The 25,453-nt window shown below is 44.7% G+C and carries 20 protein-coding genes; 11 read left to right on the top strand and 9 right to left on the bottom strand.

The annotated features are described in order from the left end of the window. Window positions 1-92 precede the first annotated feature (92 nt). The 3 genes from BCU07_RS04560 to BCU07_RS04570 all read right to left on the bottom strand — a co-directional run bounded on the left by BCU07_RS04560 (window position 93) and on the right by BCU07_RS04570 (window position 3,576). On the bottom strand, window positions 93-1,283 hold the full coding sequence (locus tag BCU07_RS04560; protein WP_019822582.1) for an amino acid aminotransferase: 1,191 nt from the start codon (window positions 1,281-1,283) through the stop codon (window positions 93-95). Between the two features lie 202 nt (window positions 1,284-1,485). Then, window positions 1,486-3,027, bottom strand: coding sequence for an HD-GYP domain-containing protein (locus tag BCU07_RS04565; RefSeq protein ID WP_102428577.1), 1,542 nt, complete (start codon window positions 3,025-3,027; stop codon window positions 1,486-1,488). 249 nt (window positions 3,028-3,276) lie between these two features. Next, entirely contained in the window at window positions 3,277-3,576 is a 300-nt protein-coding gene (locus tag BCU07_RS04570) for a hypothetical protein (protein ID WP_017060414.1), read from the bottom strand. A 218-nt stretch (window positions 3,577-3,794) separates the two neighbouring features. Between BCU07_RS04570 and BCU07_RS04575 the strand changes: the two genes are divergently transcribed. Both BCU07_RS04575 and BCU07_RS04580 read left to right on the top strand, forming a co-directional pair. Beyond that, window positions 3,795-5,198: a PLP-dependent aminotransferase family protein gene (locus BCU07_RS04575; protein WP_017065418.1), complete on the top strand. Its 1,404-nt coding sequence runs from the start codon at window positions 3,795-3,797 to the stop codon at window positions 5,196-5,198. A 127-nt stretch (window positions 5,199-5,325) separates the two neighbouring features. Further along, the gene (locus BCU07_RS04580; protein WP_004734707.1) at window positions 5,326-5,532 is read left to right on the top strand and encodes a hypothetical protein; all 207 of its coding nucleotides are present in this window, start codon (window positions 5,326-5,328) and stop codon (window positions 5,530-5,532) included. 135 nt (window positions 5,533-5,667) lie between these two features. Here BCU07_RS04580 and asnS read toward each other — a convergent pair whose 3' ends face one another. Further along, the gene (asnS, locus tag BCU07_RS04585; RefSeq protein WP_017060416.1) at window positions 5,668-7,068 is read right to left on the bottom strand and encodes an asparagine--tRNA ligase; all 1,401 of its coding nucleotides are present in this window, start codon (window positions 7,066-7,068) and stop codon (window positions 5,668-5,670) included. A 557-nt stretch (window positions 7,069-7,625) separates the two neighbouring features. Between asnS and BCU07_RS04590 the strand changes: the two genes are divergently transcribed. Then, complete coding sequence (locus tag BCU07_RS04590; protein ID WP_017068770.1) at window positions 7,626-9,116, top strand: SulP family inorganic anion transporter; 1,491 nt, start codon at window positions 7,626-7,628, stop codon at window positions 9,114-9,116. A gap of 102 nt (window positions 9,117-9,218) precedes the next feature. On the opposite strand, the gene BCU07_RS04595 is transcribed toward BCU07_RS04590, so the two are convergent. Beyond that, the gene (locus tag BCU07_RS04595; protein WP_102428578.1) at window positions 9,219-10,841 is read right to left on the bottom strand and encodes a methyl-accepting chemotaxis protein; all 1,623 of its coding nucleotides are present in this window, start codon (window positions 10,839-10,841) and stop codon (window positions 9,219-9,221) included. Window positions 10,842-11,342: 501 nt separating this feature from the next. On the opposite strand from BCU07_RS04595, the gene BCU07_RS04600 reads away from it, so the two are divergent. Continuing rightward, window positions 11,343-11,540, top strand: a complete 198-nt coding sequence (locus BCU07_RS04600) for a hypothetical protein (protein ID WP_048611631.1) — start codon at window positions 11,343-11,345, stop codon at window positions 11,538-11,540. An 81-nt stretch (window positions 11,541-11,621) separates the two neighbouring features. Then, window positions 11,622-12,764, top strand: coding sequence for an amino acid permease (locus BCU07_RS04605; protein ID WP_017060419.1), 1,143 nt, complete (start codon window positions 11,622-11,624; stop codon window positions 12,762-12,764). A gap of 133 nt (window positions 12,765-12,897) precedes the next feature. Here BCU07_RS04605 and BCU07_RS04610 read toward each other — a convergent pair whose 3' ends face one another. The 3 genes from BCU07_RS04610 to BCU07_RS04620 all read right to left on the bottom strand — a co-directional run bounded on the left by BCU07_RS04610 (window position 12,898) and on the right by BCU07_RS04620 (window position 16,542). Beyond that, complete coding sequence (locus BCU07_RS04610; RefSeq protein ID WP_017060420.1) at window positions 12,898-14,259, bottom strand: L-serine ammonia-lyase; 1,362 nt, start codon at window positions 14,257-14,259, stop codon at window positions 12,898-12,900. A gap of 120 nt (window positions 14,260-14,379) precedes the next feature. Beyond that, window positions 14,380-15,633 carry an aromatic amino acid transport family protein gene (locus tag BCU07_RS04615; RefSeq protein ID WP_102320452.1) on the bottom strand — a complete coding sequence of 418 codons (1,254 nt, stop codon included), beginning with the start codon at window positions 15,631-15,633 and terminating at the stop codon, window positions 14,380-14,382. A 309-nt stretch (window positions 15,634-15,942) separates the two neighbouring features. Next, window positions 15,943-16,542 carry a CoA pyrophosphatase gene (locus tag BCU07_RS04620; protein ID WP_102333204.1) on the bottom strand — a complete coding sequence of 200 codons (600 nt, stop codon included), beginning with the start codon at window positions 16,540-16,542 and terminating at the stop codon, window positions 15,943-15,945. Window positions 16,543-16,845: 303 nt separating this feature from the next. Here BCU07_RS04620 and BCU07_RS04625 point away from each other — a divergent pair, with 303 nt between their 5' ends. Both BCU07_RS04625 and BCU07_RS04630 read left to right on the top strand, forming a co-directional pair. Then, window positions 16,846-17,388, top strand: coding sequence for a heme NO-binding domain-containing protein (locus BCU07_RS04625; protein ID WP_065584176.1), 543 nt, complete (start codon window positions 16,846-16,848; stop codon window positions 17,386-17,388). Between the two features lies 1 nt (window position 17,389). Further along, window positions 17,390-19,108: an ATP-binding protein gene (locus BCU07_RS04630; protein ID WP_102428579.1), complete on the top strand. Its 1,719-nt coding sequence runs from the start codon at window positions 17,390-17,392 to the stop codon at window positions 19,106-19,108. A 162-nt stretch (window positions 19,109-19,270) separates the two neighbouring features. Here BCU07_RS04630 and pabB read toward each other — a convergent pair whose 3' ends face one another. Then, the gene (gene pabB, locus BCU07_RS04635) at window positions 19,271-20,650 is read right to left on the bottom strand and encodes an aminodeoxychorismate synthase component I (protein ID WP_102428580.1); all 1,380 of its coding nucleotides are present in this window, start codon (window positions 20,648-20,650) and stop codon (window positions 19,271-19,273) included. 254 nt (window positions 20,651-20,904) lie between these two features. On the opposite strand from pabB, the gene BCU07_RS04640 reads away from it, so the two are divergent. From BCU07_RS04640 to BCU07_RS04655, 4 genes are all read left to right on the top strand, one after another. Further along, window positions 20,905-22,422, top strand: coding sequence for a fumarate hydratase (locus BCU07_RS04640; protein WP_017068776.1), 1,518 nt, complete (start codon window positions 20,905-20,907; stop codon window positions 22,420-22,422). A 164-nt stretch (window positions 22,423-22,586) separates the two neighbouring features. After that, the gene (locus BCU07_RS04645; protein ID WP_004734731.1) at window positions 22,587-22,772 is read left to right on the top strand and encodes a hypothetical protein; all 186 of its coding nucleotides are present in this window, start codon (window positions 22,587-22,589) and stop codon (window positions 22,770-22,772) included. Window positions 22,773-22,971: 199 nt separating this feature from the next. Further along, window positions 22,972-24,345, top strand: a complete 1,374-nt coding sequence (locus BCU07_RS04650) for a YcjX family protein (protein ID WP_102428581.1) — start codon at window positions 22,972-22,974, stop codon at window positions 24,343-24,345. Between the two features lie 14 nt (window positions 24,346-24,359). Beyond that, window positions 24,360-25,412 (top strand): YcjF family protein, encoded by a 1,053-nt coding sequence (locus tag BCU07_RS04655; RefSeq protein WP_017068778.1) that lies wholly within the window; start codon window positions 24,360-24,362, stop codon window positions 25,410-25,412. Window positions 25,413-25,453: the final 41 nt, after the last annotated feature.

The raw sequence follows: 25,453 nt of genomic DNA on the forward strand, positions 1-25,453 counted from the left end.
CACAAAAAAGCCAGCTTAATTGCTGGCTTTTGCATATCTATCGGTCTGCAAGAGCAGGTTTCTGGTCTGTAAATACAGGTTTCACTTTACGATTAAAGAACCGCAGCGATACCTTTACATAGAGGACCCATGTTCGACTTAGTCATACCAGCAACACTGATACGGCCAGAGCCAACAATGTAGATTGCGAATTCGTCTTTTAGGCGAGTTACTTGCTCTTTGCTTAGACCTGAGAAAGAGAACATGCCGTTTTGACGTTCGATGAATGTGAAGTCTGCATCAACACCTTCAGATTTCAGTGTTGTTACGAATAGCTCACGCATCTCTTGGATACGGTCACGCATTTCTGCTACTTCTGCTTCCCATTCAGCACGTAGATCAGCATCACCAAGGATGTGAGTAACGACAGCACTGCCGTGCGCTGGTGGGTTAGAGTAGATAGAGCGAATAATGCTCTTAACTTGAGAGAACGCTGTTGTTGCTACGTCTGCAGATTCTGCAACCAGAGTGAATGCACCAACACGCTCGTTGTACAAGCCGAAGTTCTTAGAGAACGAGCTAGCAACAAGGATCTCTTTGTTGTATTGAGCAAAAATACGTAGGCCAGCAGCATCTTCTTCAACGCCTTTTGCAAAACCTTGGTAAGCAAAATCGAATAGAGGCAGCAGTTTTTTCTCAGCAACCAGCTTAGCAAGAACTTCCCACTCTTCAGTTGTTGGGTCGATACCTGTTGGGTTGTGACAGCAGCCGTGAAGAAGAACGATATCGCCTTCAGAAGCTTTCTCTAGGTCAGCAACCATGCCTGCGAAGTCTTTGTCTTTTGTTTCAGCGTTGTAGTAGCTGTATTGAGCTGTCTCGATACCCGCAGCAGCGAAAACGCCGTTGTGGTTTGCCCAAGTTGGGTTACTGATCCAGATTTTTACATCGCCCAGTTGGCGCTTGATGAATTCACCCGCTACGCGAAGTGCACCTGTACCACCTGGAGCTTGTGCTGTTTTAGCGCGTTGAGATGCAACGATCTCTGCGTCTGAACCGAAAAGAAGTTTCTGAACCGCTAGACCGTATTCAGCCGTACCTTCAATCGTTAGGTAAGATTTGGTTTTTTCGTTTTCAAGAAGTGCAGCTTCTGCTTTCTTTACTGTTTTAAGTACAGGCGTTTGACCATCTTCATTTTTGTAGATGCCAACACCAAGGTTGATTTTCTCTGCACGAGAGTCTTTTTTAAACTCTTCAGTAAGGCCGAGGATAGGATCGGCGGGAGCAGCTAACACTTTTTCAAACATAATCTTCATCCATGTCAATTGAGAGGGGATAGTATCTATGGGTAGTTATACCTGTATGGAATTTTTAAGACAATACGAAGTGAACAGAAAGGCTAAAAAAAATCCATTTCAATCAGATTTATTGACTAAAGAGGGTATTTGATAACAAAACACCCTACGGATTAACCTATAGAGTGCAAGAAGTTAGTGGTTTTTGAATAGATTACGCTGGTTGAGCAATAAAGCTTTCGCGCTCGAGTTCACTGGCTACATTTTTGCCATCTTTGTAGGTCGCGGCAATTGAAACAAACGCTTGTTCAACTGCTAGAAAAGCTTGGATAACTTGCGGATCAAAATGCGTCCCATTGCCCTCTAAGATGATCTGTTTGGCTTGTTCATGAGTAAAGGCTGGCTTGTAAACGCGTTTCGATATTAGCGCATCATAAACATCGGCCAACGCCATCAAACGGCCAGATAACGGGATATCTTCACCAGACAACTGATTAGGATAACCACTGCCATTCCATTTCTCGTGGTGAGTCAGAGATATCTCCTTTGCGACTCTTAAGAAAGAGCTACTTCCCAACTGCTTTTCTGCAATAGATAACGCTTCAGCCCCAATCGCGGGGTGACCTTTCATTATCTCAAACTCTTCGTCCGTCAATTTGCCCGGCTTCAATAACACACTATCAGGAACACCTACTTTGCCCACGTCGTGCAAAGGCGCAGATTTGTAGAGCAACTCGATGTAGTTTGGAGTTAACAAGCTTGAGTGGGTTTCTGATTTGCTGAGCTCTTGTGCGAGCACCTTGACGTACTCTTGAGTTCTTAGGATATGTGCGCCCGTTTCATTGTCTCGAGATTCAGCCAATGCCGATAAGCTCACAATGGCCACGTCACGTGTGGTTTTCACTTCGTTTTGCGCGGTTTCAAGGCTATCAAGCATGGTATTGGTCATAGATGCCATTGATCCAAGCTCGTTGTAGCCGAAAATAGGTAAGCGAACGCCTTGCTCGCCATTGGTGACTTTGTTTAATGCGTGCTCTTGGCTTAGGAGAATACGCTTAATTAGCTTGCTCCAAAGCGTCATGATGGTTATCGCGTAGCCACCCAGTACCACAGCCAAATAAATAAACTCTTTGATCACGCTGATCTTGCCGGTGCCATCCAATAAGCGGTCAGGGTTGTGTTCTAGCCAGAAGATGTCTTTGACAGCAATCATCGTCAACATAGTCGTCAGTGTTACCAGAAGCACGATAACCAAGCCTATCATCTGCTTGACCAGTGAACTTCTTTCACCAACCAGTTGGAAGTCGAATTGTCCAGTCGTCTCCATTTTATCCATTTGGCTGAGCTTGGCATTCAATTGAAGAATGGTTCCGGTAAAGAAGCCGAATAGACTCATGCCAAACAGCACCTTCAAATTACTATCTATGGTGAATTCATAGCTTAAGTTGTAGTAGAGCGCGAAAGGCACACTTGCAGCAAAAAATAGCAGGGTATCGAGTTGCGCGAATCGGCCTTGCTTGACCAAGGTATGTTGCGCCAATGGGTAACGACGTGCGAGCCATAATAAGATAAACACAATACTGACTTGTGTGAAAATCTCTAACGTCGTTAAGCTATCGAGCATAGGGCACACCCGACTGCCATAGGTGCCAAACAGCACGCCAGCAATGACGTATAACTTAGTCGTTAGCGATTGATTGTAATTTGAAGTATCCATCGGTAAGCCTTTGTTCTCATTCTTATTAGATTTACGCATTCATTGATTCACGACTTTAGAATTGCGAATGATTAGCATAAGTGACGTGAATAAGACCGGAAATTCTATCGATAGCTTTCGTGGATTGATACAAGAAACTGGTTTGTGTTAGAGATTTGTTAGCTAGGTGGGGGTTATTGCAGCATTTTTATGAAGATACTTGAATAGCCTCGGTCGAGGTTCGAGGCTATTCAGTCTGTGTACTGGTTAGAATCGCGAGTGATTGAGTTTGCTATCTACTTTACCCCGTTACTTTTTGAGATTGATTTCAGCTTCGATTGAGCCGGTTTCAATCTCAGGGTGAGACGCTAGTTTGTCTGCAGCCCATTGGTTGATGTGTTTCAGAATAGCAGACACCGCGTGTTTTTCCGTTGGTGCTTGGTCTTGTTCGACATCGATCTTTTGCTTTGGATGTGAGCCTGTCGCATCTTCAGCAATATGGAGCCAATCTGGGTGCCAGTAATATGGCTGACCGCTCGGTGTTGTCCAACTGTGAACACCGTTTGACTCTCCTTTATAACTTAATTGGTCTGCTTCTATTTTTTTCATTGTTATCTCGCATGTTTTTGGGTTACATCAAATTATTGAGGTAGAAAGCCAACTTAGCTCCTACCTTGGGTACAAACTTAGCAAAGCTTACAAAGTTATCTGTGAACCAATTCACACTATTGTGGAAATTAGGTGCGATCATATGGATAGCAGCAATAGTTGTTGGCGTAAGTGATAAAATCACCGGCTCACAGAATTTCTCTAGGTAGTACAATTAGATGGCGCGTTATGAAGAGCTTGCAAAGGATATTCGAACTCAGATAGCCAACAATACGTGGCGATCCGGAGAGAAGATCCCTTCGGTACGCATGAGTTGTCGAAATTACAACGTCAGCAATAGTACTGTCTTACAAGCCTACCAGTTGCTAGAAAGCGAAGGGTGGATCATCGCTAAACCTCAGTCGGGCTACTTTGTAGCGCCAAGGCTGGACGGCGTTGACTACGCACAGCCACTCGTTAGTGAAAAGAAAGCCATTAATGACCGCTTATTTGATTTCTTGAAGTCGAGTTCAGCCGAAGGTGTGATTCCTTTCGGCTCTGCATTCCCAGATCCCGACCTTTTCCCGTTACCTACCTTGACTCGAAACCTTGCCAGCGCGGGTAGGAAGATGACTGGCGCGAGTGTGATAAATAATTTACCACCGGGCAGTGAGTCCTTGAGAAGGCAAATCGCACAGCGTTATCTGCAGCAAGGGATCACGGTTAATCATCAAGACATCGTGATTACGTCGGGTGCTATGGAGGCGCTCAACTTGAGCCTGCAAACGGTCACCAAGTCGGGTGATAACGTCGTGATTGAGTCTCCCGCATTCTATGGTGCTCTGCAGGCTGTCGAGAGGCTCGGGCTTAACCCGATCGAAGTGGACGTTTGCCCAATCAATGGGTTGAATATAGAGCAGTTTGAAAACGCGCTACAAAACCAAGATGTTAAAGCGTGTTGGCTGATGACGACTTTTCAAAACCCAACGGGAACCAGTTTGTCGGAACAGGCAAAGCGCCGTGTGGTAGAGATTGCAGAACAGCATGGAACCTACATTATTGAAGATGACGTGTATGGCGATCTTTATTACGAAGGGCATAAGCCGAAGCCACTAAAGGCCTTCGATAAGACCGATTCCGTCTTGCTTTGTGGGTCGTATTCAAAAAGTTTGTGTCCTGGTTATCGAGTAGGGTGGGTTGTGAACACGCGTTTTAACGACGCGATTCAAAAGTTACAGCTTCTTTCTACGTTATCGAGTAGCGCTCCTGTTCAACTTGGTGTCGCTCATTTCTTAACGCATGAAAGCTACGACAATCACCTTCGTAAACTGCGTAAAAACCTTGTCGTCAGGAAAGAGCGATTTATCGATGTCATTAAGCAGTACTTTCCGCATTCAATAGAGATTGAAGAGCCGGCTGGTGGTTACTTGATATGGATTCGCTTTTCTGAAAAATTCGACAGCCAACAGTTTCATCAACTGGCTATCGAACAAGGTATTAGCGTTGCATCTGGCGATCTGTTTAGTGAGCATGGCAGAGTGGATAACGCGATACGATTGAACTTCTCTTATGAACTGACAGAAGAGAAAGAACAGGCGCTCATCTGGCTTGGCAAACTGGCACATCAACTTACGCACTCGTAAAACCTTAAGTCCCTCATAAAAAAGACAATCATTCCAACTGTACGGGTTGTTTGTGGGGTAACTGTACGCCTAATTGACCAAAGAGTTGTGATTCAATAACGGTAGACCAAATATTGGAGATACCGTTATGTTGAAAATGACTATGGGAAATGAAGTTAAGCTGATTATTGTCGCTATTGTGTGTGCGCTTCTGCTTATTCTCGGCCACGTACTGCTGGCAAAAGCATTCGCTGATATGGCGTGGGCGGAATACACCACTGCCGCGATCCCATTCGTTATGATGGCAATCTGCGGTCTTGCAATAAAATACGCTATCGACCAAGATGTGGATTAGCTTTTGAAATAATGAGTCTCAGATAGTGGTACGCAGAAACAGCCGTCGTCTCGTTTTATTCCGAACATAAAAAAACCTCCGCAAGTGCGGAGGTTTTTGTTTGTTCTTAACTTTTAATATCGAATAGGTTTCGAATTAGAAGTTTGCAGAGCGTGGTGTACGTGGGAATGGAATCACGTCACGAACGTTACCCATACCTGTTACGTAAGATACTAGACGCTCGAAACCAAGACCGAAACCAGCGTGTGGCACTGTACCGTATTTACGTAGGTCGCGGTACCAGCTCATGTGCTCAGGGTCGATACCCATAGCAATCATACGCTCGTCTAGAATGTCTAGACGCTCTTCACGTTGTGCACCACCGATGATTTCACCGATGCCTGGTGCAAGTACGTCCATTGCTGCAACTGTTTTGCCGTCGTCGTTTAAGCGCATGTAGAAAGCTTTGATGTCTTTCGGGTAGTTCTTAACGATAACAGGTGCTTTGAAGTGCTCTTCAGCTAGGTAACGCTCATGCTCAGAAGACATGTCGATGCCCCACTCAACGTCAAACTCAAATTTCTTACCAGAGTCTAGTAGGATTTGGATTGCGTCAGTGTAGTCAACTTGTGCGAAGTCAGCGTCAACGAATTGCTCTAGACGAGTAATTGCTTGCTTGTCGATGCGAGAAGCGAAGAATTCAAGGTCGTCGCGGCGCTCTTCAAGAACAGCAGCGAAAACGTACTTAAGCATGTCTTCAGCCAGTTTCGCTACATCGTTAAGGTCTGCAAACGCAACTTCAGGCTCAACCATCCAGAACTCAGCTAGGTGGCGGCTTGTGTTTGAGTTTTCAGCACGGAACGTAGGACCGAACGTGTAAACCTTGCTTAGTGCACAAGCATAAGCTTCAGCATTAAGTTGGCCAGATACTGTTAGGAACGTCTCTTTACCGAAAAAATCTTCGTTGAAGTCTACGTCGCCTTTTTCAGTGCGTGGTAGGTTTTCCATGTCTAGCGTAGAAACACGGAACATTTCACCTGCGCCTTCTGCATCAGATGCAGTAATAAGCGGAGCAGAAGTCCAGAAGAAACCTTGCTCGTGGTAGAAACGGTGAATCGCTTGAGATAGACAGTTACGTACACGTGCTACTGCGCCAATCACGTTTGTACGTGGACGTAGGTGAGCAACTTCACGAAGGTACTCGATAGAGTGACGCGTCTTAGCCATTGGGTAAGTGTCAGCGTCTTCAACCCAGCCTACAACTTTAACGTCAGTTGCTGCTAGTTCGAAGTCTTGACCTTTCGCAGGAGACTCAACAATCTTACCCGTTACTTCAACAGAGCAGCCAGTTGTTAGCTTTAATACTTCGTTTTCGTAATTATTAAGATTATTAGGAACCACGGCCTGAATCGGGTCGAAACAAGAGCCGTCATAAATGGCAAGGAAAGAGATTCCAGCTTTGGAATCACGACGTGAACGGATCCAGCCGCGAACAGTTACTTCACTGTCTACCGCTAGCTTGCCGCCAAGTACGTCTGTTACAGGCGCGTAAGTCATGTTGATTTCATTCTCCATTGAGGGACAAATTCAACTCAAAGTCTCTGGCATTGCTGCAAATAAATATACATTTGCACAATAATTAGCCGAAACATTAAGTTGTATAAACTTTTTAAATCGATTGAACATATTACCTGTCATACCGACAGCTTCAACCTTTATTCTTGCTTGGTGAAAGAAATATTGTGTCTACTGACGATAAATAGGTTTGAGGGTGTGTTTTTTGTTCGATCTTAGCGTCAGCCTTACCTTTCACCCTATGTGAGCTGCTGAACGAGCATGGCGTAATCGAAACCTTTGTTTTCAATAATGGGAGTGTGATTGTGTTGAGACTCACTCTATATTGGCGCGGATTCAGTCATTTTGGACTTGATCACCTTCTTAATTTCCCACTAAAGTACAAGAGGAGTTTAATATCTACGTGTTAATTACGCCGCCTTAACCCCTGCATTCTCTCTACACCCGCACTTTTCGAGCGCTCGCTCATTCAAGAAAAACAGTCGATCAAATTATGTCTCAACAAGGCAGGACTGGCTGTACAAGTAAAAGAGAATTACATGCTTAATTATTTAAAAAAACACTGGTTATCAAACGTTAAAGGAGATTCATTATCTGGGATTGTGGTTGCACTCGCATTGATCCCTGAAGCCATCGCATTTTCAATTATTGCAGGCGTTGACCCTAAAGTAGGGCTCTATGCCTCGTTCTGTATTTGTGTCGTCACTGCTTTGGTTGGCAGTCGTCCGGGAATGATTTCCGGTGCAACAGGCGCTATGGCGCTACTAATGGTCACTTTAGTGAGAGAGCACGGACTAGAATATCTACTCGCCGCTTCATTTCTAGCTGGCGTCATTCAGATCGCAGCTGGTTATCTCAAGCTTGGTAACCTGATGAATTTCGTTTCCAAATCGGTGATTACTGGATTTGTTAACGCGCTCGCCATTCTAATTTTCATGGCCCAACTTCCTGAATTAATCAACGTCCCTTCAAGCGTTTACGTGTTAGTCGCTTTGGGTTTGGCGATCATTTATCTGCTTCCTTATTTCCCCAAGTTTGGTCGCGCAATACCTTCTCCACTGGTCGCGATTGTTACCCTGACAATCATTAGTTTGCTCTTCGGCTTAGATGTGAGAACGATTGGCGATATGGGCAAGCTTCCCGATTCACTGCCTGTGTTCTTGATTCCTAATATTCCATTCACGTTTGAGACGCTTGCAACCATCCTGCCATATTCGATTGCTCTGTCTCTGGTTGGCTTGTTGGAATCCTTGATGACAGCGACCATAGTCGATGACCTGACTGATACTGAAAGCAATAAAAACAATGAGTGTAAAGGGCAGGGCGTTGCGAACATCGTGGCTTCCCTTTTTGGTGGAATGGCGGGCTGCGCAATGATCGGTCAGTCGATCATTAACATCAAATCAGGTGGCTTAACCCGATTGTCCAGCATGATCGCTGGGGTGGTTTTGTTGCTAATGGTGGTGTTTGTTTCTGATTGGTTGAAGCTGATACCGATGGCCGCTTTAGTGTCTGTGATGATCATGGTTTCTATCGGCACATTCTCATGGCGTTCCATTGTTGAGCTTAAAGATCACACACTGCCAACCAATGTAACCATGCTAGCAACCGTGGCGGTGGTGGTGTTTACTCATAATTTAGCAATAGGTGTTGCGGTTGGCGTGGTGCTGTCGGCTCTGTTTTATGCACATGCCAGCAAATCCATGGTGTTTATATCCGATGAAGTCGTGACAAACGAAATGCACACCATTCACCGAGTAAAAGGCCATGTCTTCTTTGCTTCGTCAGATGCGTTTGTCGACTTATTTGATTATGACAACGCGACCTCTTTAGTGACCATCGATATATCGGATGCGTCATTCTTAGATAATACCTCGGTCGAGGCGCTTGATAAGGTTGTGTTCAAGTTCCGTAAAAAAGGGGCTTACGTTGAAGTGTCAGGAATGGATAGCGTGAGTGCGAACCTGATAGTCAAACACGCGATGTATCACAAGCATAAAGACTTAACCGCGGTTTCCATTACGCACTAATCTTGGTTTAAGGTACTTTTAAAGCCTGAAAGCCTGAAAGCCTGAACTAGACATTGTTATGAAGTTAAAGCGCTCATTGTTGAGCGCTTTTTTGTTGGCGATCTATGACTTCTTCTTTGTACTCGACAAAGTAAACTGATTAATCAGTGACTCAAGGTGATCAGACAGCTCTTCTAAGTCATTGCTGATGTTGCGAGTTTCAGCCGCGGATTGCGACGTGTTGTTGGCGTGAGAGGTGATGGTTTTAACCTTTTGTTGAACATCTTGAGTCGCTTGTGTGGTGGATTGTGTTTGCTGCTGAATATTCTGTGCGTGAGCCAGCACCTGTTTCATCTCTTCGACCACACCATTCATTTCAATTGAAAGTGCGTCGATATCGGTTGAGCTTTGATGGGCTTGTTCGCAAACGCGATCGGCAGAAGTTAGCGACTCTTCACTGCCTTGCTGGAATTGATGAATGATTGACTCAATGCTGCCTGTTGCTTCTGCGGTTCGCGATGCAAGGTGGCGAACTTCATCTGCCACTACCGCAAACCCACGACCTTGTTCTCCCGCACGAGCTGCTTCAATCGCTGCATTCAAGGCCAGAAGATTGGTTTGGTCAGCAATGCCACGAATCACACTCAATATTGAAGAGACCTCTCCGGTTTGCTCATTGAGTGTCAGTATTTTGTGTTTCACTTCTTCTATGCTGCTAACGAGGTTTTTTATCTCACTGCTTGCTTCGTGTGCTTGGTTGGCACTCTTACACGCCACATCAGCGGTGTGATTGATAAGCTCTGAAGCCGTTAAAGTCGCTTGTTCTACATTGACTTGCTGTGCCTGTATTCCTTCGACATTATGTTGCACTTCGGCGGTTTCGCTTTGCTGGTCACTGGCGGCTTGCTCGGTAATTTGCGCGACACTAGTCAGTTGGTTGGCAGACGCATTCAGTTTGTGCGAGGTGTTTTGTACCTTTTCTAAGCTGTCGGATACGGTTCCCATGAACGAGTTGATGGAGTTAGCCAGCGTGCCAATCTCATCCTTGCTTTGTTCCGGCAGGCGAGTGGATAGGTTTTTATCGTTGCTGACTTGGGTCATAAAGCGAGAAGTCTGTTGCAGCGGGCGCACGATAATCTTACGAATTAATCCCATCGTAAGGACAAATCCGGCAAACGAGATCACTGCCATAATGCCAATAGCAGCCATGGTTTGAGTGTTAATCAGCGAGTTAACATGGTTAAGGTTATATTCGAGACGAATCGCACCCAAGACTTCACCTTCTGGTGCCATATGACAGGCGACACAATTGGTTCCTCGGTAATCTTCACTCGACTTCATTGGCAGAGCAATAACCAAGCCTTTGCCCCAATCAGCAGAAAAAGGTTCGATAACGGTTTCGCCCGCTAGCGCTCGTTTATCAATATCGTCAACCGGTGTTTGGTTGTCATTACCTGGGCCATATAACTTGCTGACAGCGTCGGCGCGTAAAACACGAACGTCTTCAATGCCTTCTTGAGCCAGTGCTTTCTGACGAAGGGTCTCTTTTTGTGCCATGGTGCCGGTGAGCATCATCATATTGAGGCTATCGAAGTAGTTACTTGCTTTGTCGTGAAGCTGCTCACTTAACACTGAGTTTACAAGTTGCTTTTGTTGCGAATATTGGAAATAGGTCGATATTGCCAGCAAAAAGGTGAACACGATGGCGAGGGCCACTAGGATTTTAAAGGTGATTGTTGAGCGCATAAGGTGTTTGTTTTTATTAATTATAATGACGCAAATACTGTACTAGTAAGAATTCCTACCACCTATGGGGTATAACGAATTGTGTGACCACACTCCGGTTGTGGTTATGTTTCTGTGATGTAGCGAGTTTGTGTCGTGTCTGATGTTGAAATGGAACGCGCTTCAAGCTCCTCGCTGTTCTTAAAACAGACTGTTGTTTTGGGAAAATTGAAGTGCAGCATCGAGTTTTGATTGTGCTGATAATTAGAAAAGCCTAGGTTGTTAATTAGCTCGATGTATTTGTCCGCTTGTCTTTTATCAATAAAGACTATTGTTTTAGACGACTTAGTGGTCAATTTATATCCAAATGGTTGTTTTGTTCAATTTAATAGCAAAAATTGTGGTTATAGCGTTGTGTTTCGAGGCTCATTCGATAAGATGAAAAGACCTCTATGATAGAGGTAGGGCAGCAACGGATACGCTGCTTCAAATACTATGGAATGTGACTTATTGGACACATACATGAAATTCAAGATTACATCACCGATTATTGAACCTACGGAAGGTTCACCACATCAGTTAATGCTTACTCACGCTTCTCGTTTTACCTCTTTTAAGACAAGCTCCCCTTTGAACGCCCTGTTCGACAACGTCTCTGCACGCTTCTTTACCGCTTATCGCTCCTATTGTTATTCGTTTTATAACTTTATTTCTATCTGAACTCCTTTGTCATCCGCTCGATGAACGAAGACTCACATCTATAAAAACTAAACAAATAAGTTAAAAACAATGAATATTAAAATGATGGGTAGCTCCCTAATTATCGCTGGTACCGCTCTCGGTGCTGGTATGCTTGCGATCCCAATGGTATTAGCTCAATTCGGATTGCTTTACGGCACACTGCTTATGGTACTGATCTGCTTCGGTACGACTTACGCAGCATTACTACTTCTAGAAGCGACCATCAAAGCGGGTGGCGGTCTAGGATTAAACTCTATTGCCCGAAAAACCTTGGGTAAACAAGGTCAGTTGCTTACCAACGGCTTGCTATACGCGTTGTTGATTTGCCTATTAATGGCTTACATTCTGGGCGCAGGTGACTTGCTGAGTAAGTTACTGTCTAACTTTGGCGTCGAAATTACCGCGACTACCAGCCAAACCGTGTTTACCTTGCTTGCTGGCGCAGTAGTCGCAAGTGGTACTGGTGTGATTGATAAGCTCAATCGAGCATTGTTCTTCGTGATGCTTGCTAGTTTGTTTGCAACCATGGCCTTCTTAGCGCCGAGCATGACTCAAGAAAACTTGATGCAGGTAACCAGCCATGACCACGTTGACCTAATCAAAACCAGTGCCATCCTGTTTACGAGCTTTGGCTTTATGGTGGTGATTCCAACCTTGGTTTCTTACAACCACGAAGCGACAGACAAACAGCTGCGTAACATGGTGATCATCGGTTCTCTGATCCCATTAGTGTGTTACTTGTGTTGGTTGTTTGCGGTAGTGGGCAACTTGAGTGAAGAGCAATTCAGAAGCTTTGAGAACGTATCAGATTTGATGGCGGCGTTTGAGGCTCAGTCTCCTTGGGTGGGTAACGTTCTGTCTACCTTCACGGGCTTGGCGTTGTTGACCTCTTTCTTTGGTGTGGCGATGGCGTTGTTCAACCAGAACAAAGACATGTTCAACCAAAATACAGCGGTAACGTACTGCATTAGCTTTATCTTGCCGTTGGCTGGTTCATTGCTTGCGGCAGACAAGTTCCTACAAGTACTGAATTACGCAGGTATCATCTTGGTGTTCCTAGCGGTGTTTGTTCCTCTGGTTATGGTCCACAAACAGCGTTTCATGAAAGTTGCTGATGACCGATACCGAGCAGAAGGTGGCAGCGCAATGATGTTGTTCTCACTGCTGTTTGGTTGCTTCCTGCTTATCTCACAAGTGATCTAGTTCTTTGGTCCATTATCTAAGATGCGAATCGAGCATCTTAGATATAAGTGGCCGGAATTCAGATACAAAAAAGGAACGCATCGGCGTTCCTTTTTATTATCTGCTGATTAAAAACAGATTGATTCAAAGGCTATCAACAAACAACCTTAACAGCCAAACCACCTTGAGAAGTCTCACGGTATTTAGCGTTCATGTCTTTACCTGTTTCTAGCATTGTTTCGATAACTTTATCTAGAGAAACAGTAGGAGCAGAAGAACGACGAAGTGCCATACGAGTCGAGTTGATTGCTTTAACTGCAGCAATACCGTTACGCTCGATACATGGTACTTGTACTTGGCCAGCAACTGGGTCACATGTTAGACCTAGGTTGTGCTCCATGCCGATTTCTGCAGCCATACATACTTGCTCAGGGCTACCACCCATAAGCTCAGCAAGACCAGCAGCAGCCATAGAGCATGCCACACCAACTTCACCCTGACAGCCAACTTCAGCACCAGAGATTGAAGCGTTACGCTTGTAAAGACCACCGATCGCGCCAGAAGCTGCGAAGTAACGGATGTAATCTTTCTCTGTCACTGTTTGGATGAACTTATCGTAGTAAGCCAATACAGCAGGGATGATGCCACATGCGCCGTTTGTTGGTGCCGTTACTACACGGCCGCCAGCTGCATTTTCTTCGTTTACTGCGAAAGCAAACATGTTTACCCAGTCAACAACCGACATTGGATCATTGGTTGTTTTTTCTGAAGTCATTAGCTGTTGGCGAAGTGCTGCTGCACGGCGAGGAACACGTAGTGGACCAGGCAGGATACCTTCAGTATTCATACCGCGATCCATACACTCACGCATAGTTTTCCAGATGTTAGCGAAGTAAGTGCGAGACTCTTCGTCTGAGTGGAACGCTGCTTGGTTTTTCATAACCAGTGTACTGATAGAAAGACCGCTTTCTTTGCACTGATTAACCAGCTCTTCAGCTGTTGTGAATTCGTAAGGTGCTTTGATTGGGTTTTCTTCTTCTTTGCCGAAGTTCTCTTCGTCAACGATGAAACCGCCACCAATTGAGTAGTACGTTTTTGAGTATGCAACTTCGTCACCAACCCATGCATGAATGCTCATGCCGTTCTCGTGTAGAGAAAGGTTGCTAGTGTGGAAGTTCATACCGCCATCGCGTGGGAACGATACTGTATGACAGTGCATGCCAACAGGAAGGCGCTCAGTTTCTTCTACGCGAGCAATGAAGCCAGCAATAGAATCGATATCAACACGCTCAGGAGTATTGCCAGCAAGACCCATGATGATTGCGATATCTGTGTGGTGACCTTTCCCTGTCAGTGATAGTGATCCATATACGTCCACGGTGATTTTAGTGATGTCGCGCAATTTTCCCATTGAACGTAGGTCATCAATAAATTCTTTACCCGCTTTCATTGGTCCAACTGTGTGTGAGCTCGATGGACCAACACCGATTTTATAGATATCAAATACACTAATCATAGCGATTACCTCAAAAAGAGAGCCTCCCAAGGGGAGTAGGGAGGCTCATTTATTATCATTATATTTTTTGTCTAATCTCGTGATATAAGATGGATGCCATCTTATAAAAAGGGCTTGAGATTAAAGAGCGCCGTAGATTACAGAACTAATAGCCGCTAGACCACATAAAGCTGTAAAGATTTGTACAGGTGCTGAAGTTTTGTACTTAGCCATTGCTGGTACTTTTTGCATCGCGAATACAGGCATTAGGAACAGGATAGCTGCAATCATTGGAGCACCCATTGTTTCAATCATACCTAGGATACTTGGGTTAACTACCGCAACAATCCAAGTAGTAACAACGATGAACGCTAGAGATGCTTTTTCGATAGTGCTTACTGAAGAACCAGAGCGAGACTTGATTAGACCAACAAGACCTTCGTGAGCACCTAGGAAGTGACCGAAGTAGCTAGAAGTAATCGCTGCGAACGCTACTAGAGGACCCATGTAAGAGATAAGTGGAGACTCATGTACGTTTGCTAGGTAAGAAAGAACAGAGATGTTCTGTGCTTGTGCTGTTGCTAGTTGCTCTGGAGATAGAGAAAGCACTACAGAGAATACGAAGAACATTACAAAACCCATCAGCATCATTGCTGCGCCACCAGTGATCGCGTCAGTTTTCTTAACTGCGTCATCACCGTATACACGACGTTGCTCTTTAGAGAACTGTGAAATGATTGGGCTGTGGTTGAAAGAGAACACGATGATTGGAATAGCAAGCCAGATAATAGAAGGCATTGTTGACCATTCTGGGCTTACGTCCATCATTGAAGTGTTCCAATCAGGAACTAGGTAAAAAGATAGCGCTAGTAGGATGAATACTAGTGGGTAAACCATTGCTGAAGTTGCTTTAAGCATCAGCTCTTTACCGAATACAACACCTGCTGTCATAGCAAGGATAAGTGCACCAGAAAGAAGAGGACGTGGAATAGATTCCATACCCATTTGGTTTACTAGGAAAGAATCAACTGTGTTTGTGATACCAACACCGTAGATAAGAACGATCGGGTAGATAGCGAAGAAGTAAGCAAAAGTAATAATGTTTGCGCCAGTCTTACCGAAGTGCTCTTCAACTGTGTCTGTAATATCAGCTTCAGGGTTTTTAGCAGACAGTACGAAACGAGCTAGAGATTTGTGTGCGAACCAAGTCATTGGTGCCGCAATTAGAGCTAGGATAACTAATGGCCAAAAACCACCCGCACCAGCTTTGATTGGAAGGAATAGTACGCCAGCACCAACTGCTGTACCGAATAGTGATAAACACCAGGTAAAATCTTTATAGTTAAACTTGCTTGAATCTTTAACGGCATTTGCCGAAGAAGTTGTTGTGTTCATGTTAAATTACTCATTTTTTGGGAACAGGAAATAAGTCGGGGCTAATTCTGCAGAATTTTCTTCTGCAAAAAATAGATCTAAATCATGTAATGAAACGGCGTGTCACATGATATGCGAAAAACGGATTTTTGATCACGAAAATAGCGTGCCACAGGTGATTTATGTTTATGCTTGGTATTACTTTTATTTATGCGAAAGGCGGGGTTGTATAGATTTATACCAGGGAAACGTTTGCGTAAAATTGCATTAATAAATCTGTTCCATAGAAAGTCTGGATTTTGTTAACAGAGATTAAACAAAACGTAGTTGCTATGTAATTTGTTGCACTACATGTTGCTGCAGTGAATGGATGATTTGCGCCGTAACGCCCCAAATTAGGTGCTCTTGGAAGGGCATAGCAAAAACTCGATGCTTGATTTGTTTAAAGTTAACAGTGTGGCTGTGTAACTTGGCTTGGTCTAAAACATAGGTAGCGGGCACCTCAAAAATTGAGGCAACTTCGTTCTCATCGATGATGGCTTTATAGTCAGGATCGACCATGGCAACAATCGGCGTCACAGAAAATTTACTAATAGTACTCAATGCAGGTAATTGCCCAACAATTTTAACTTGATCCGATCGAATTCCCACCTCCTCATGGAGCTCTCTGAGTGCAGTGAATTGCATAGAAGGGTCAGAAAGTTCGTGTTTACCACCAGGAAAGCTGACTTGGCCGGGGTGATGCTTTAAATGAGCCGCTCTTTTAGTAAAAATGACATGTAAACCATCTTCTCTTTCAACTAAACCTACCACCACTGCCGCTTTACGTAATTGCTCGCCACTGATGTGCGAAACACGCTCTACTGACTCTGGGTGATAGCCAACGGTAGGGTTAAGTTGGAATTGCTGAAGGAAGTTTTCTTTATTCATATCAAGCCAATATATTGATTATTATGATTTTAATTATAGACATAACCGTGGGTTGATTACCAATATTGAGTTTTTCTTCATTCACTTTCCCTCTTTTAGTTATCAATTGGGCGTCATGAGAGGCTGTTTACCGATGAATCTCCTCAAAATGACGATTTTTGCTATATTCAATATGTGCATACAGGCGAGTAAGCGTTACCCATGTCATAAAATTGGGTGACGAAACGTAGATTTTTTGTTTAAGAATTTGATAACAATAACTTAGTGGACCATTCTAAAAAGAAATAGAAAAAAAGGTATGAGATGAAAGGAATCATATTCACCGAATTTTTAGAGCTTGTTGAAGACAAGTTTGGGCTAGAGCTTTTGGAAGAAGTTCTAGAAATGTCAGAAGATGAAGGGATCTATACGTCGGTCGGCAGTTACGACCACAAAGACCTTGTCAGGTTGATTATCAACTTGAGTAAGAAAACCGATATTGATGCGGCAAGCTTGCAACGCGTGTTTGGGCAGTCTGTATTTAAGAACTTACTGGCCTCATTACCGAATAAAGCGAGCCTTGCTCACAGCAATACCACCTTTCAATTTATTCAGCACGTAGAGCGTTACATTCATGTTGAAGTGAAGAAGCTCTATCCAGATGCTGAGCCACCTGAATTCAGTTTTATCACCACGAACGAAGCACAACTTGTTTTTGACTACAAAAGCGCAAGGTGTATGTCTCATGTTTGCTTAGGGCTTATTGAAGGATGTGCTGAATACCACGGTGAATCTATCGCGGTGGAGATGACGCCACAAAATGATGACCAAAGCGTGGTTAGGTTTAATCTCAAAGTAGAAAAGTAATATGGATCTGGCATCTGCCCTAGAGAAGAAGCTTAAGCGTCAAATCGCGGCAAGGAAAGCGGCTGAAGGATTGTTGGAACAGAAGAGCCTCGAACTGTTCGAGGCTAACCAACAGCTTGAGCTTGCTTTGCGTCAGTTAGAAAAGCGCTCCAACGCGAATATACGCCGCATTGAATTCCAAGAACAAATCGACAACCTGTTGATTGATTTTGGGCGCGCGTTTCTAAGAAATGATCTCGATGATGTCATGCTATCTGAACTAACGACCAACGTGACTAACAGTTACTTAATCGAAGCCAGTCGTTTGATTCTACCTCCCAAGCTCATCCCTCAGTTACAGACCTATGATTATGGCGATGAGACTGTCGAGGTGTTAGAGCAAGACATTCAAGAACCTCATTGGCAAGACAACCTACTGACCGTGCCCTTAGAGGTTGAAAAAGTCATAGTTGGTGCGTTAATCGTCAGAGTCAGGTTGTTAGACCAAGACTACGAGTTTATCCAAAGCCAACTGTTGTTGGTCACGGACCTTATCTGCAGTGCCTTAACCCATCAACTAGCAATCAACCGAAATATTGAATCACGTAAACGAGCGGAAGAGTCCGAAAGGGCAACGCGTGACTTTGTGGCCATGATTAATCATGAGTTAAGAACTCCACTTAATGGCTTACTAGGCAGTGCCGAGTTGATCAGTGATACCGAACTGAATAGCTCTCAGCGTGAGATAGTGAACAACCTGAGCCAATCTGGAGAGTTTCTCCGAACCATCATTAATGATCTATTGGATTACAGCAAAATTAACGCAGGGATGTTAGAGCTTATTCCAAAGAAATTTGCCCTACGTGATTTGAGAAACACGATTGAAAGCATCTTCGTCAATCGAGCAATTGAGAAGCAGCTCGAATTCAATATCAGTGTTACGTCAAACGTTCCCTCCCATTTCCAAGGCGATTTAGAGCGCATCACACAACTGTTTGTGAACTTAATAGGTAATGCGATTAAATTTACAGAAGAAGGGCATGTGAATGTTGATATTGAGTGGGACAAAAACCAATTTGTTTTCTCTGTAGAAGATACCGGAGTCGGAATCGCTGAATCGGCGCATAAGACGCTGTTTGAACCTTTTACGCAGGCAGATAACTCAAGTAGTCGGAACTATGAGGGTACAGGACTTGGGTTAGCGATTTGTCGCAAACTGGTGGCTCTGATGAATGGTGATATTGGGGTGACCAGTGTCGTTGGTTCAGGCACGACGTTTACCATCTCGATTCCTCTTCAAGTTGTCGATGTTCCGGCAGAGAGTGATAGTGTCGCCAAGGGCTTTGAGTATGAGGCGGAATTGTCACTACTTAAAGTGCTGGTGGTTGATGATATTAAGATGAACCAGATCATCATCCAACAGATGCTCCGTAAACATGAGATTGAACCAGCTATTGCAAGTAATGGTGTCGAAGGGTTTGAGCTCGCGTCAGACAACGAATACGACATTGTATTCATGGATTGCAGAATGCCTGTTATGGACGGGTTTGAAGCAACAGAGAAGCTAAGAGAGAAGGGTTACGTTAAATCTATTGTGGCACTGACCGCCGGAACGACATTGGAAGAACGCGAACGTTGTATTCAGTGTGGAATGGATGACATTTTGAGTAAGCCTTACACCGCCAACGATCTGAAAGAGATGCTCAAGAAGTGGGGTGTCTCAGCGGTGAAGGTCGCTTAAACACGCGAATAAGGCGTTGTGAGTTATGTACTCTAACTTACAGACTAAAAAACCGAAGTGATCTTACGATCCTTCGGTTTCTTTTTATATCGAACTTTTGCTAGCCGTTAAGCTACGGAACTCGTCATTAAGTCGCGGAACTCGCAGTTAATGACACTAGGTTTAGCAATCTTCAAGTACCGGTAGAATTCGACTCAGCTTATCCAGTGTTTCTTGGTATTCAGAAGCACAATCACTATCAAATACCACACCACCGCCAGCCCAAGCATAAAGCGTGTTGTTCTCGGCGACTAATGTACGAATGGTAATACTGGTATCCATTCTGCCATTTCGGCTGATGTAGCCAATACTGCCGCAGTACGCTGAACGTCGATGCGGTTCTAACTCTTCAATGATCTGCATCGCGCGAACTTTTGGTGCGCCAGTAATCGATCCTCCAGGGAAACAGGCTCTCAGAAGGTCAGTTGCAGAGTATTGGTCATCAAGGTCCGCTCGTATCGTGCTCACTAAGTGGTGCACGGCAGGGAAGCTTTCAATATCGAAGAGCTTTGGTACATGCACTGTGCCCGGTTTTGCTACTCGGCCAATGTCATTACGAAGTAGGTCGACGATCATCAAGTTTTCCGCCTCATCTTTATCGGCGCTTGCTAGGTCTTGCGCGTTGGCATTATCAATCATCGGGTCCTCAGAACGAGGTCGTGTGCCTTTGATTGGCTTGGTTTCAATGACGTTGTCTTTGAGTTCTAAGAAACGCTCTGGCGAAACACTGATGATTGCGCAGTCGGCCAAACGGATAAAACCCGAAAAGGGCGCTGAGTTGTACTGTTCTAACTTGTCATAAGCCAGCCATTCACTACCTTGGTATTGGGCATTGAAGCGCTGAGCTAAGTTAATCTGATAGCAGTCCCCGGATAACAGGTACTCTTGAACACTATCGAACTTAGTGGCGTAGCTCTCTTCGCTCATATTGGATTGCCACGGTGTGGTTAACCCAAAGGGCGCATGTGATAGGTGTGATTGAGCCATCTGCTGCATTAGCCAATCATGATGTTCATCGATATTGCTACCGACAATACACGCCGTTTTCAATTGGTGGTCAACGATAACAGCCCATTCATACAAGCCAACTGCCATGTCAGGTGCTTCAATATCACGCTTTGCGAGTGATGGAAGTGTCTCGACTCTGCGCCCTAAATCATAGCTAAAATAGCCTAAAGCGCCGCCAACGAATGGCAACTGAGTGTGCTCTTTAGTCGCAGGCAATAATTGTTGCTGATATTGGTCGAGTAGTTCGAAAGGATCAGAGTCTGAAACCTCGCACGTCTCATTAACATTAACGGTCGTTTCTGCACCGATTGTCTCGAAGGTGGCGATGGGTTGAGCAACTAAAATATCGTATCGACTATCAACGTGGCTTTCTGAAGCGGAGCGTAATAGCATTGCCCACGGCAGGTTTTCAATATGGGAAAACAGCTGTTTAGCTAAAGTTGATTGATATTCAAGCGGCTTGATTTGGATAGAGCGAAATTCGTTGTTATTCATTTGTTTAATTTGTGACAAAGAGTTCGATCACTGCATGGCGTGTGAGAGGAAGCAAGAGTATCATAAATTGAAAATAAAATGGGTTCTTGATTAGAACGGAGTAATCCAAGTGGTTTAGTTTAAAGCTATGCAAGCGATTGCTAAAGCAACTAAATACAGCTCAACACAATAAAAAGCTAAACCACCTAATTCGATTTGGCACATATAGTCAAACTGTGAACCCACATGGAACCAGAACAATAAAGAGGCATGCAATGACGGTTATTCGTAAGCAAGATGTGATCAGCAGTGTCGCTGACGCACTTCAGTACATTTCTTATTATCACCCTTTAGACTTTGTCCAAGCCCTAGAAAAAGCGTACGAGAAAGAAGAGAGCCAAGCAGCTAAAGATGCGATCGCTCAGATTCTTATCAACTCGCGCATGTCTGCGGAAGGCCATCGTCCAATTTGTCAGGATACGGGTATTGTTACTTGTTTCGTGAACATCGGTATGGATGTTAGGTGGGAAACGGATCAAACAGTACAACAGATGGTTGATGAAGGCGTTCGTCAAGCTTACAACAACCCAGATAACCCATTGCGTGCATCTGTCCTAATGGACCCTGCAGGTAAGCGTATTAATACCAAAGACAACACACCAGCGGTTGTCCACATTAATATGGTTCCAGGCAACAAAGTTGAAATTCAAATCGCGGCTAAGGGCGGCGGTTCTGAGAACAAAACCAAGATGGTTATGCTGAACCCTTCTGATGATATTGCAGAATGGGTAGAGAAGACGCTGCCAACAATGGGTGCAGGCTGGTGTCCACCGGGTATGCTAGGTATAGGCATCGGCGGTACGGCTGAGAAAGCAGCTGTGCTAGCGAAAGAATCTTTGATGGAACACATCGATATCCAAGAGCTTATCGAGAAAGGTCCTGAGAACGCAGAAGAAGAGCTTCGTTTAGACATCTTCAACCGTGTAAACAAGCTTGGCATTGGTGCACAAGGTCTTGGCGGTCTCACTACTGTGGTTGATGTAAAAATCAAAACAGCACCAACTCATGCTGCTTCTAAGCCTGTATGTTTGATCCCGAACTGTGCAGCAACGCGTCACGTTCACTTCACACTAGATGGCAGCGGCCCAGCAGAGCTAACGCCACCTAAGTTAGAAGAGTGGCCAGACATCACTTGGGAAGCGGGCGCAAATACACGTCGTGTTAACCTTGATGAAGTGACTAAAGAAGACGTACAAGAGTGGAAGACCGGCGAAACGGTTCTTCTGTCAGGTAAGATCTTAACCGGTCGTGATGCTGCTCATAAACGTATTCAAGGCATGCTAGAAAGCGGCGAAGGCTTACCAGCTGGCGTTGATTTCAAAGGTAAGTTCATTTACTACGTGGGTCCTGTTGATGCTGTAGGTGATGAAGCGGTAGGTCCTGCGGGCCCAACAACTTCAACACGTATGGATAAGTTCACTGACATGATGCTGAACGAAACTGGCATTATGGGCATGATCGGTAAAGCGGAACGTGGCCCTGCAACGGTTGAATCAATCAAAGAGCACAAAGCGGTTTACCTAATGGCGGTTGGTGGTGCAGCTTATTTAGTCGCAAAAGCAATTAAAAAAGCACGCGTTGTTGCGTTTGAAGATCTCGGTATGGAAGCGATTTACGAGTTTGAAGTTGAAGATATGCCTGTAACGGTAGCGGTTGACTCTAACGGCGTGAACGCACACCAGATCGGCCCTGACACGTGGAAAGTGAAGATTGCTGAAGCTGAGAAAGCGTAATTAATCGACGCCAAAAAATCGTAATTGTAGCTAACTTCAGCGTTTGAATTGCAATTTTTGACAGAAAGTTAAAGACAAAAGTGCAGCATTATCTGCACTTTTGTCTTATTATCAATGATATAGTGATAAACACATAGTTTGATATAAGAACATAGGAGAGAGGAATGCCTCGTTTTATTCAGATCCTACAGATTATCTTGGCAGTGGTGATTGGTGCTTTTGTTGGCTACGACCTGATCTTGAAAGGGATCAGTATCTTTGATAATAAATACGTGACGATTACATGTGCGCTTTGGCTAATTGCAGAGATTGCACTGTTTGTTATCTACAAGTTGATTGAAGACGATTAGACGTCGGATATCGTGCAAAAATTCTAAAGCCCCTGATTATGAATGTAGTCAGGGGCTTTTATTCATCTAGCATTAAGAATGTGTATTGCATACTCATCAACATAAGCAAAAGCATACAAACTATCCCAACGTGGAAAGAACATAGGCTTGCCTTTCTATTATCATAACCAGCTAGCCTAACTATCACGGAGTCGTTCTAATGAAACACCTAACTCAAGAAATGAGTGACTTTATAAGCAGAGGAACGGATTCTCATATTCGAGTAGCGGTCACGGGGCTCTCTCGTGCGGGTAAGACAGCATTCATTACTTCGCTGGTTAATCAGCTTCTTCATACGTCTACCCACAAAAACTTGCCACTGCTTGCATCGGCGAGAGATGGAAGAATTATTGGCGCAAAGCGTATCCCGCAACACAACATGATGATTCCACGCTTCTCTTATGATGAAGCGATGGAGTCGTTGAATGCACAGCCACCAGAATGGCCAGTGCCAACGCGTGATGTCAGTGAGATTCGTCTAGCAATCAAATATAAGCCTGCGAAGGGCGCGAAAAAGCTACTGAGTAAAAACAGCACCCTTTATCTCGATATTGTCGATTATCCAGGTGAATGGTTGCTTGATTTGCCGTTACTGGATATGGACTTCGATACCTGGAGCCAATCTCAGTTTGCCGCATTGAAAGGCGACAGAGAAACTTACTCGCAACAGTGGAACGTAATGCGTGGTGATATCGATTTGCTAGCAGAAGCGGACGAAAAGAAACTGGTCGCGATTGCCGATAGCTACACCCAGTACCTTCATACTTGTAAAAGTAACGGACTGCATTGGGTACAACCGGGTCGATTCGTATTACCGGGTGAGCTTGAAGGCGCGCCTGTGTTGCAATTCTTCCCGTGTCTCGCACCTGAGGGTAAGTTCTCAAAAACAAGTAACTATGCGGTACTGAAAGCGCGTTATGAAGAGTATCAACAGAAGGTCGTGAAAGCGTTCTACAAGAATCACTTCGCGACGTTCGACAGACAAATCGTGTTGGTGGATTGCTTACAGCCACTTAATGCGGGCTATGACTCTTTCATGGATATGCGTGGCGCGTTAGAACAGTTACTTAAGAGCTTTAAGTACGGTCGAAGCAATATCTTAAGACGTTTATTTGCGCCGAAGATCGACAAGATCTTGTTTGCAGCCACCAAGACTGACCACGTGACACCGGATCAACATCCGAACTTGGTGTCACTGTTACAACAGATGGTACATCCGGCTTGGCAGCAGGCGGCGTTTGAACACATCGACATGAGTTGTATGAGTATCGCGTCTATTCAAGCGACCAGCGCGGGTTATATCTCGTCTGGCTCAGACAATGTTCCGGCGTTGCAAGGTGTGACTTTGGATAATGTCCCTCAAACCATGTATCCGGGAGAGGTGCCGCGTAAGTTGCCCAACAAACAGTATTGGGAAACCAACCAGTTTGATTTCACGAGCTTTAGACCGATGGAGCAACATTCCGATGAGCCTTGCCAACATCTAAGAGTCGACAAGGTTTTAGAGTATCTCATTGGCGACAAGTTGAAGTAATTGAGGCAATCAAAATGAGTGAATTAAAAACAAAGCAGGTCTTTAATGAACCGTTGAAGACCTCTTTTGATGAGCAAGACAAGACCGACGTTGGCCCGGATTTAGGTGCTCAACAACTGTTCACAGAGCAAGAGAAATTTGTCCCTGTCGCACCGCAAGTGGAAGCCGAACTTGATGGTGAAGCTGAGCAGCAATTGGAACAAGTGATTCGACCGAGCAAAAAGAAGAAGTGGTTTGGAACGGGTTTATTGGTCGCTTTTTCTGGCCTAGTTGGATGGCAAGCAATTGAATCGGTCATTACCGCAATTCAAACTGCTGATTGGCTTGCGTTAGGTTGGGCAGGCTTTATTGCTGCCATTGCTTCATTGGGTTTAGGCGCAATAGGCAAAGAGCTGTGGAAACTGCGTTCACTTAAAGATCACTTTAGTGTGCAAGAGCAGAGTGAAGAGCTACTCCAAAGTCAAAGTGTCGGCAAGGGCAAAGCGTTCTGTGAAAACATCGCCAAGCAAGGCGGCATTATCGCTGAGTCTCCTTCGTACGATAAGTGGCGAAACAGCATTAACCCTGCACACAGTGATGCAGAAGTGTTGGATATGTACGATGCGTTAGTCGTGAGTCAACAAGACAAAGTAGCGACTCAAATCGTCACTAAGTTTTCGACCGAATCGGCGGCTTTGGTCGCGGTGAGTCCATTGGCGGCGGCTGATATGTTGTTGGTGGCTTGGCGAAATTTCACCATGATAGACAAGCTTGCTGATGTGTATGGCATTGAGCTTGGCTACTGGTCTCGCATTAAGCTATTTAAACTGGTGTTAATCAACATGGCCGCTGCAGGAGCAAGTGAGCTCGCGATTGATGCAAGTATGGATCTCGTCTCGATGGATCTTGCAGGCAAAGTCTCAGCTCGAGCAGGGCAGGGGCTAGGTGTTGGTATTCTTACTGCAAGACTGGGTCTAAAAGCCATGACATTGCTTCGACCTATGCCTTGGCATAACGAGAGAAAAGTAAAACTGGCAGACCTCCGCAAAGCCGTCCTTTCAGAAATAAAGCGTATCACTCTCAAATAACAATACCGCACCCACAAAATGGGTGCGGTTTATTTAAATTG

It is taken from the genome of Vibrio sp. 10N.261.54.E10 (assembly GCF_002877735.2).
GTDB classification, from domain to species: Bacteria; Pseudomonadota; Gammaproteobacteria; order Enterobacterales; family Vibrionaceae; genus Vibrio; species Vibrio crassostreae_C.

What these genes read in the sequence shown, in the direction of transcription:
- BCU07_RS04620 (WP_102333204.1), bottom strand. Translation starts at nt 16,542, where the DNA reads ATGAATAAAGAAAACTTCCTTCAGCAATTCCAACTTAACCCTACCGTT.
- BCU07_RS04590 (WP_017068770.1), top strand. Translation starts at nt 7,626, where the DNA reads ATGCTTAATTATTTAAAAAAACACTGGTTATCAAACGTTAAAGGAGAT.
- BCU07_RS04570 (WP_017060414.1), bottom strand. Translation starts at nt 3,576, where the DNA reads ATGAAAAAAATAGAAGCAGACCAATTAAGTTATAAAGGAGAGTCAAAC.
- BCU07_RS04565 (WP_102428577.1), bottom strand. Translation starts at nt 3,027, where the DNA reads ATGCGTAAATCTAATAAGAATGAGAACAAAGGCTTACCGATGGATACT.
- BCU07_RS04595 (WP_102428578.1), bottom strand. Translation starts at nt 10,841, where the DNA reads ATGCGCTCAACAATCACCTTTAAAATCCTAGTGGCCCTCGCCATCGTG.
- BCU07_RS04605 (WP_017060419.1), top strand. Translation starts at nt 11,622, where the DNA reads ATGATGGGTAGCTCCCTAATTATCGCTGGTACCGCTCTCGGTGCTGGT.
- BCU07_RS04655 (WP_017068778.1), top strand. Translation starts at nt 24,360, where the DNA reads ATGAGTGAATTAAAAACAAAGCAGGTCTTTAATGAACCGTTGAAGACC.
- BCU07_RS04560 (WP_019822582.1), bottom strand. Translation starts at nt 1,283, where the DNA reads ATGTTTGAAAAAGTGTTAGCTGCTCCCGCCGATCCTATCCTCGGCCTT.
- BCU07_RS04625 (WP_065584176.1), top strand. Translation starts at nt 16,846, where the DNA reads ATGAAAGGAATCATATTCACCGAATTTTTAGAGCTTGTTGAAGACAAG.
- asnS (WP_017060416.1), bottom strand. Translation starts at nt 7,068, where the DNA reads ATGACTTACGCGCCTGTAACAGACGTACTTGGCGGCAAGCTAGCGGTA.
- BCU07_RS04645 (WP_004734731.1), top strand. Translation starts at nt 22,587, where the DNA reads ATGCCTCGTTTTATTCAGATCCTACAGATTATCTTGGCAGTGGTGATT.
- BCU07_RS04600 (WP_048611631.1), top strand. Translation starts at nt 11,343, where the DNA reads ATGAAATTCAAGATTACATCACCGATTATTGAACCTACGGAAGGTTCA.
- BCU07_RS04610 (WP_017060420.1), bottom strand. Translation starts at nt 14,259, where the DNA reads ATGATTAGTGTATTTGATATCTATAAAATCGGTGTTGGTCCATCGAGC.
- pabB (WP_102428580.1), bottom strand. Translation starts at nt 20,650, where the DNA reads ATGAATAACAACGAATTTCGCTCTATCCAAATCAAGCCGCTTGAATAT.
- BCU07_RS04575 (WP_017065418.1), top strand. Translation starts at nt 3,795, where the DNA reads ATGGCGCGTTATGAAGAGCTTGCAAAGGATATTCGAACTCAGATAGCC.
- BCU07_RS04650 (WP_102428581.1), top strand. Translation starts at nt 22,972, where the DNA reads ATGAAACACCTAACTCAAGAAATGAGTGACTTTATAAGCAGAGGAACG.
- BCU07_RS04615 (WP_102320452.1), bottom strand. Translation starts at nt 15,633, where the DNA reads ATGAACACAACAACTTCTTCGGCAAATGCCGTTAAAGATTCAAGCAAG.
- BCU07_RS04640 (WP_017068776.1), top strand. Translation starts at nt 20,905, where the DNA reads ATGACGGTTATTCGTAAGCAAGATGTGATCAGCAGTGTCGCTGACGCA.
- BCU07_RS04630 (WP_102428579.1), top strand. Translation starts at nt 17,390, where the DNA reads ATGGATCTGGCATCTGCCCTAGAGAAGAAGCTTAAGCGTCAAATCGCG.
- BCU07_RS04580 (WP_004734707.1), top strand. Translation starts at nt 5,326, where the DNA reads ATGTTGAAAATGACTATGGGAAATGAAGTTAAGCTGATTATTGTCGCT.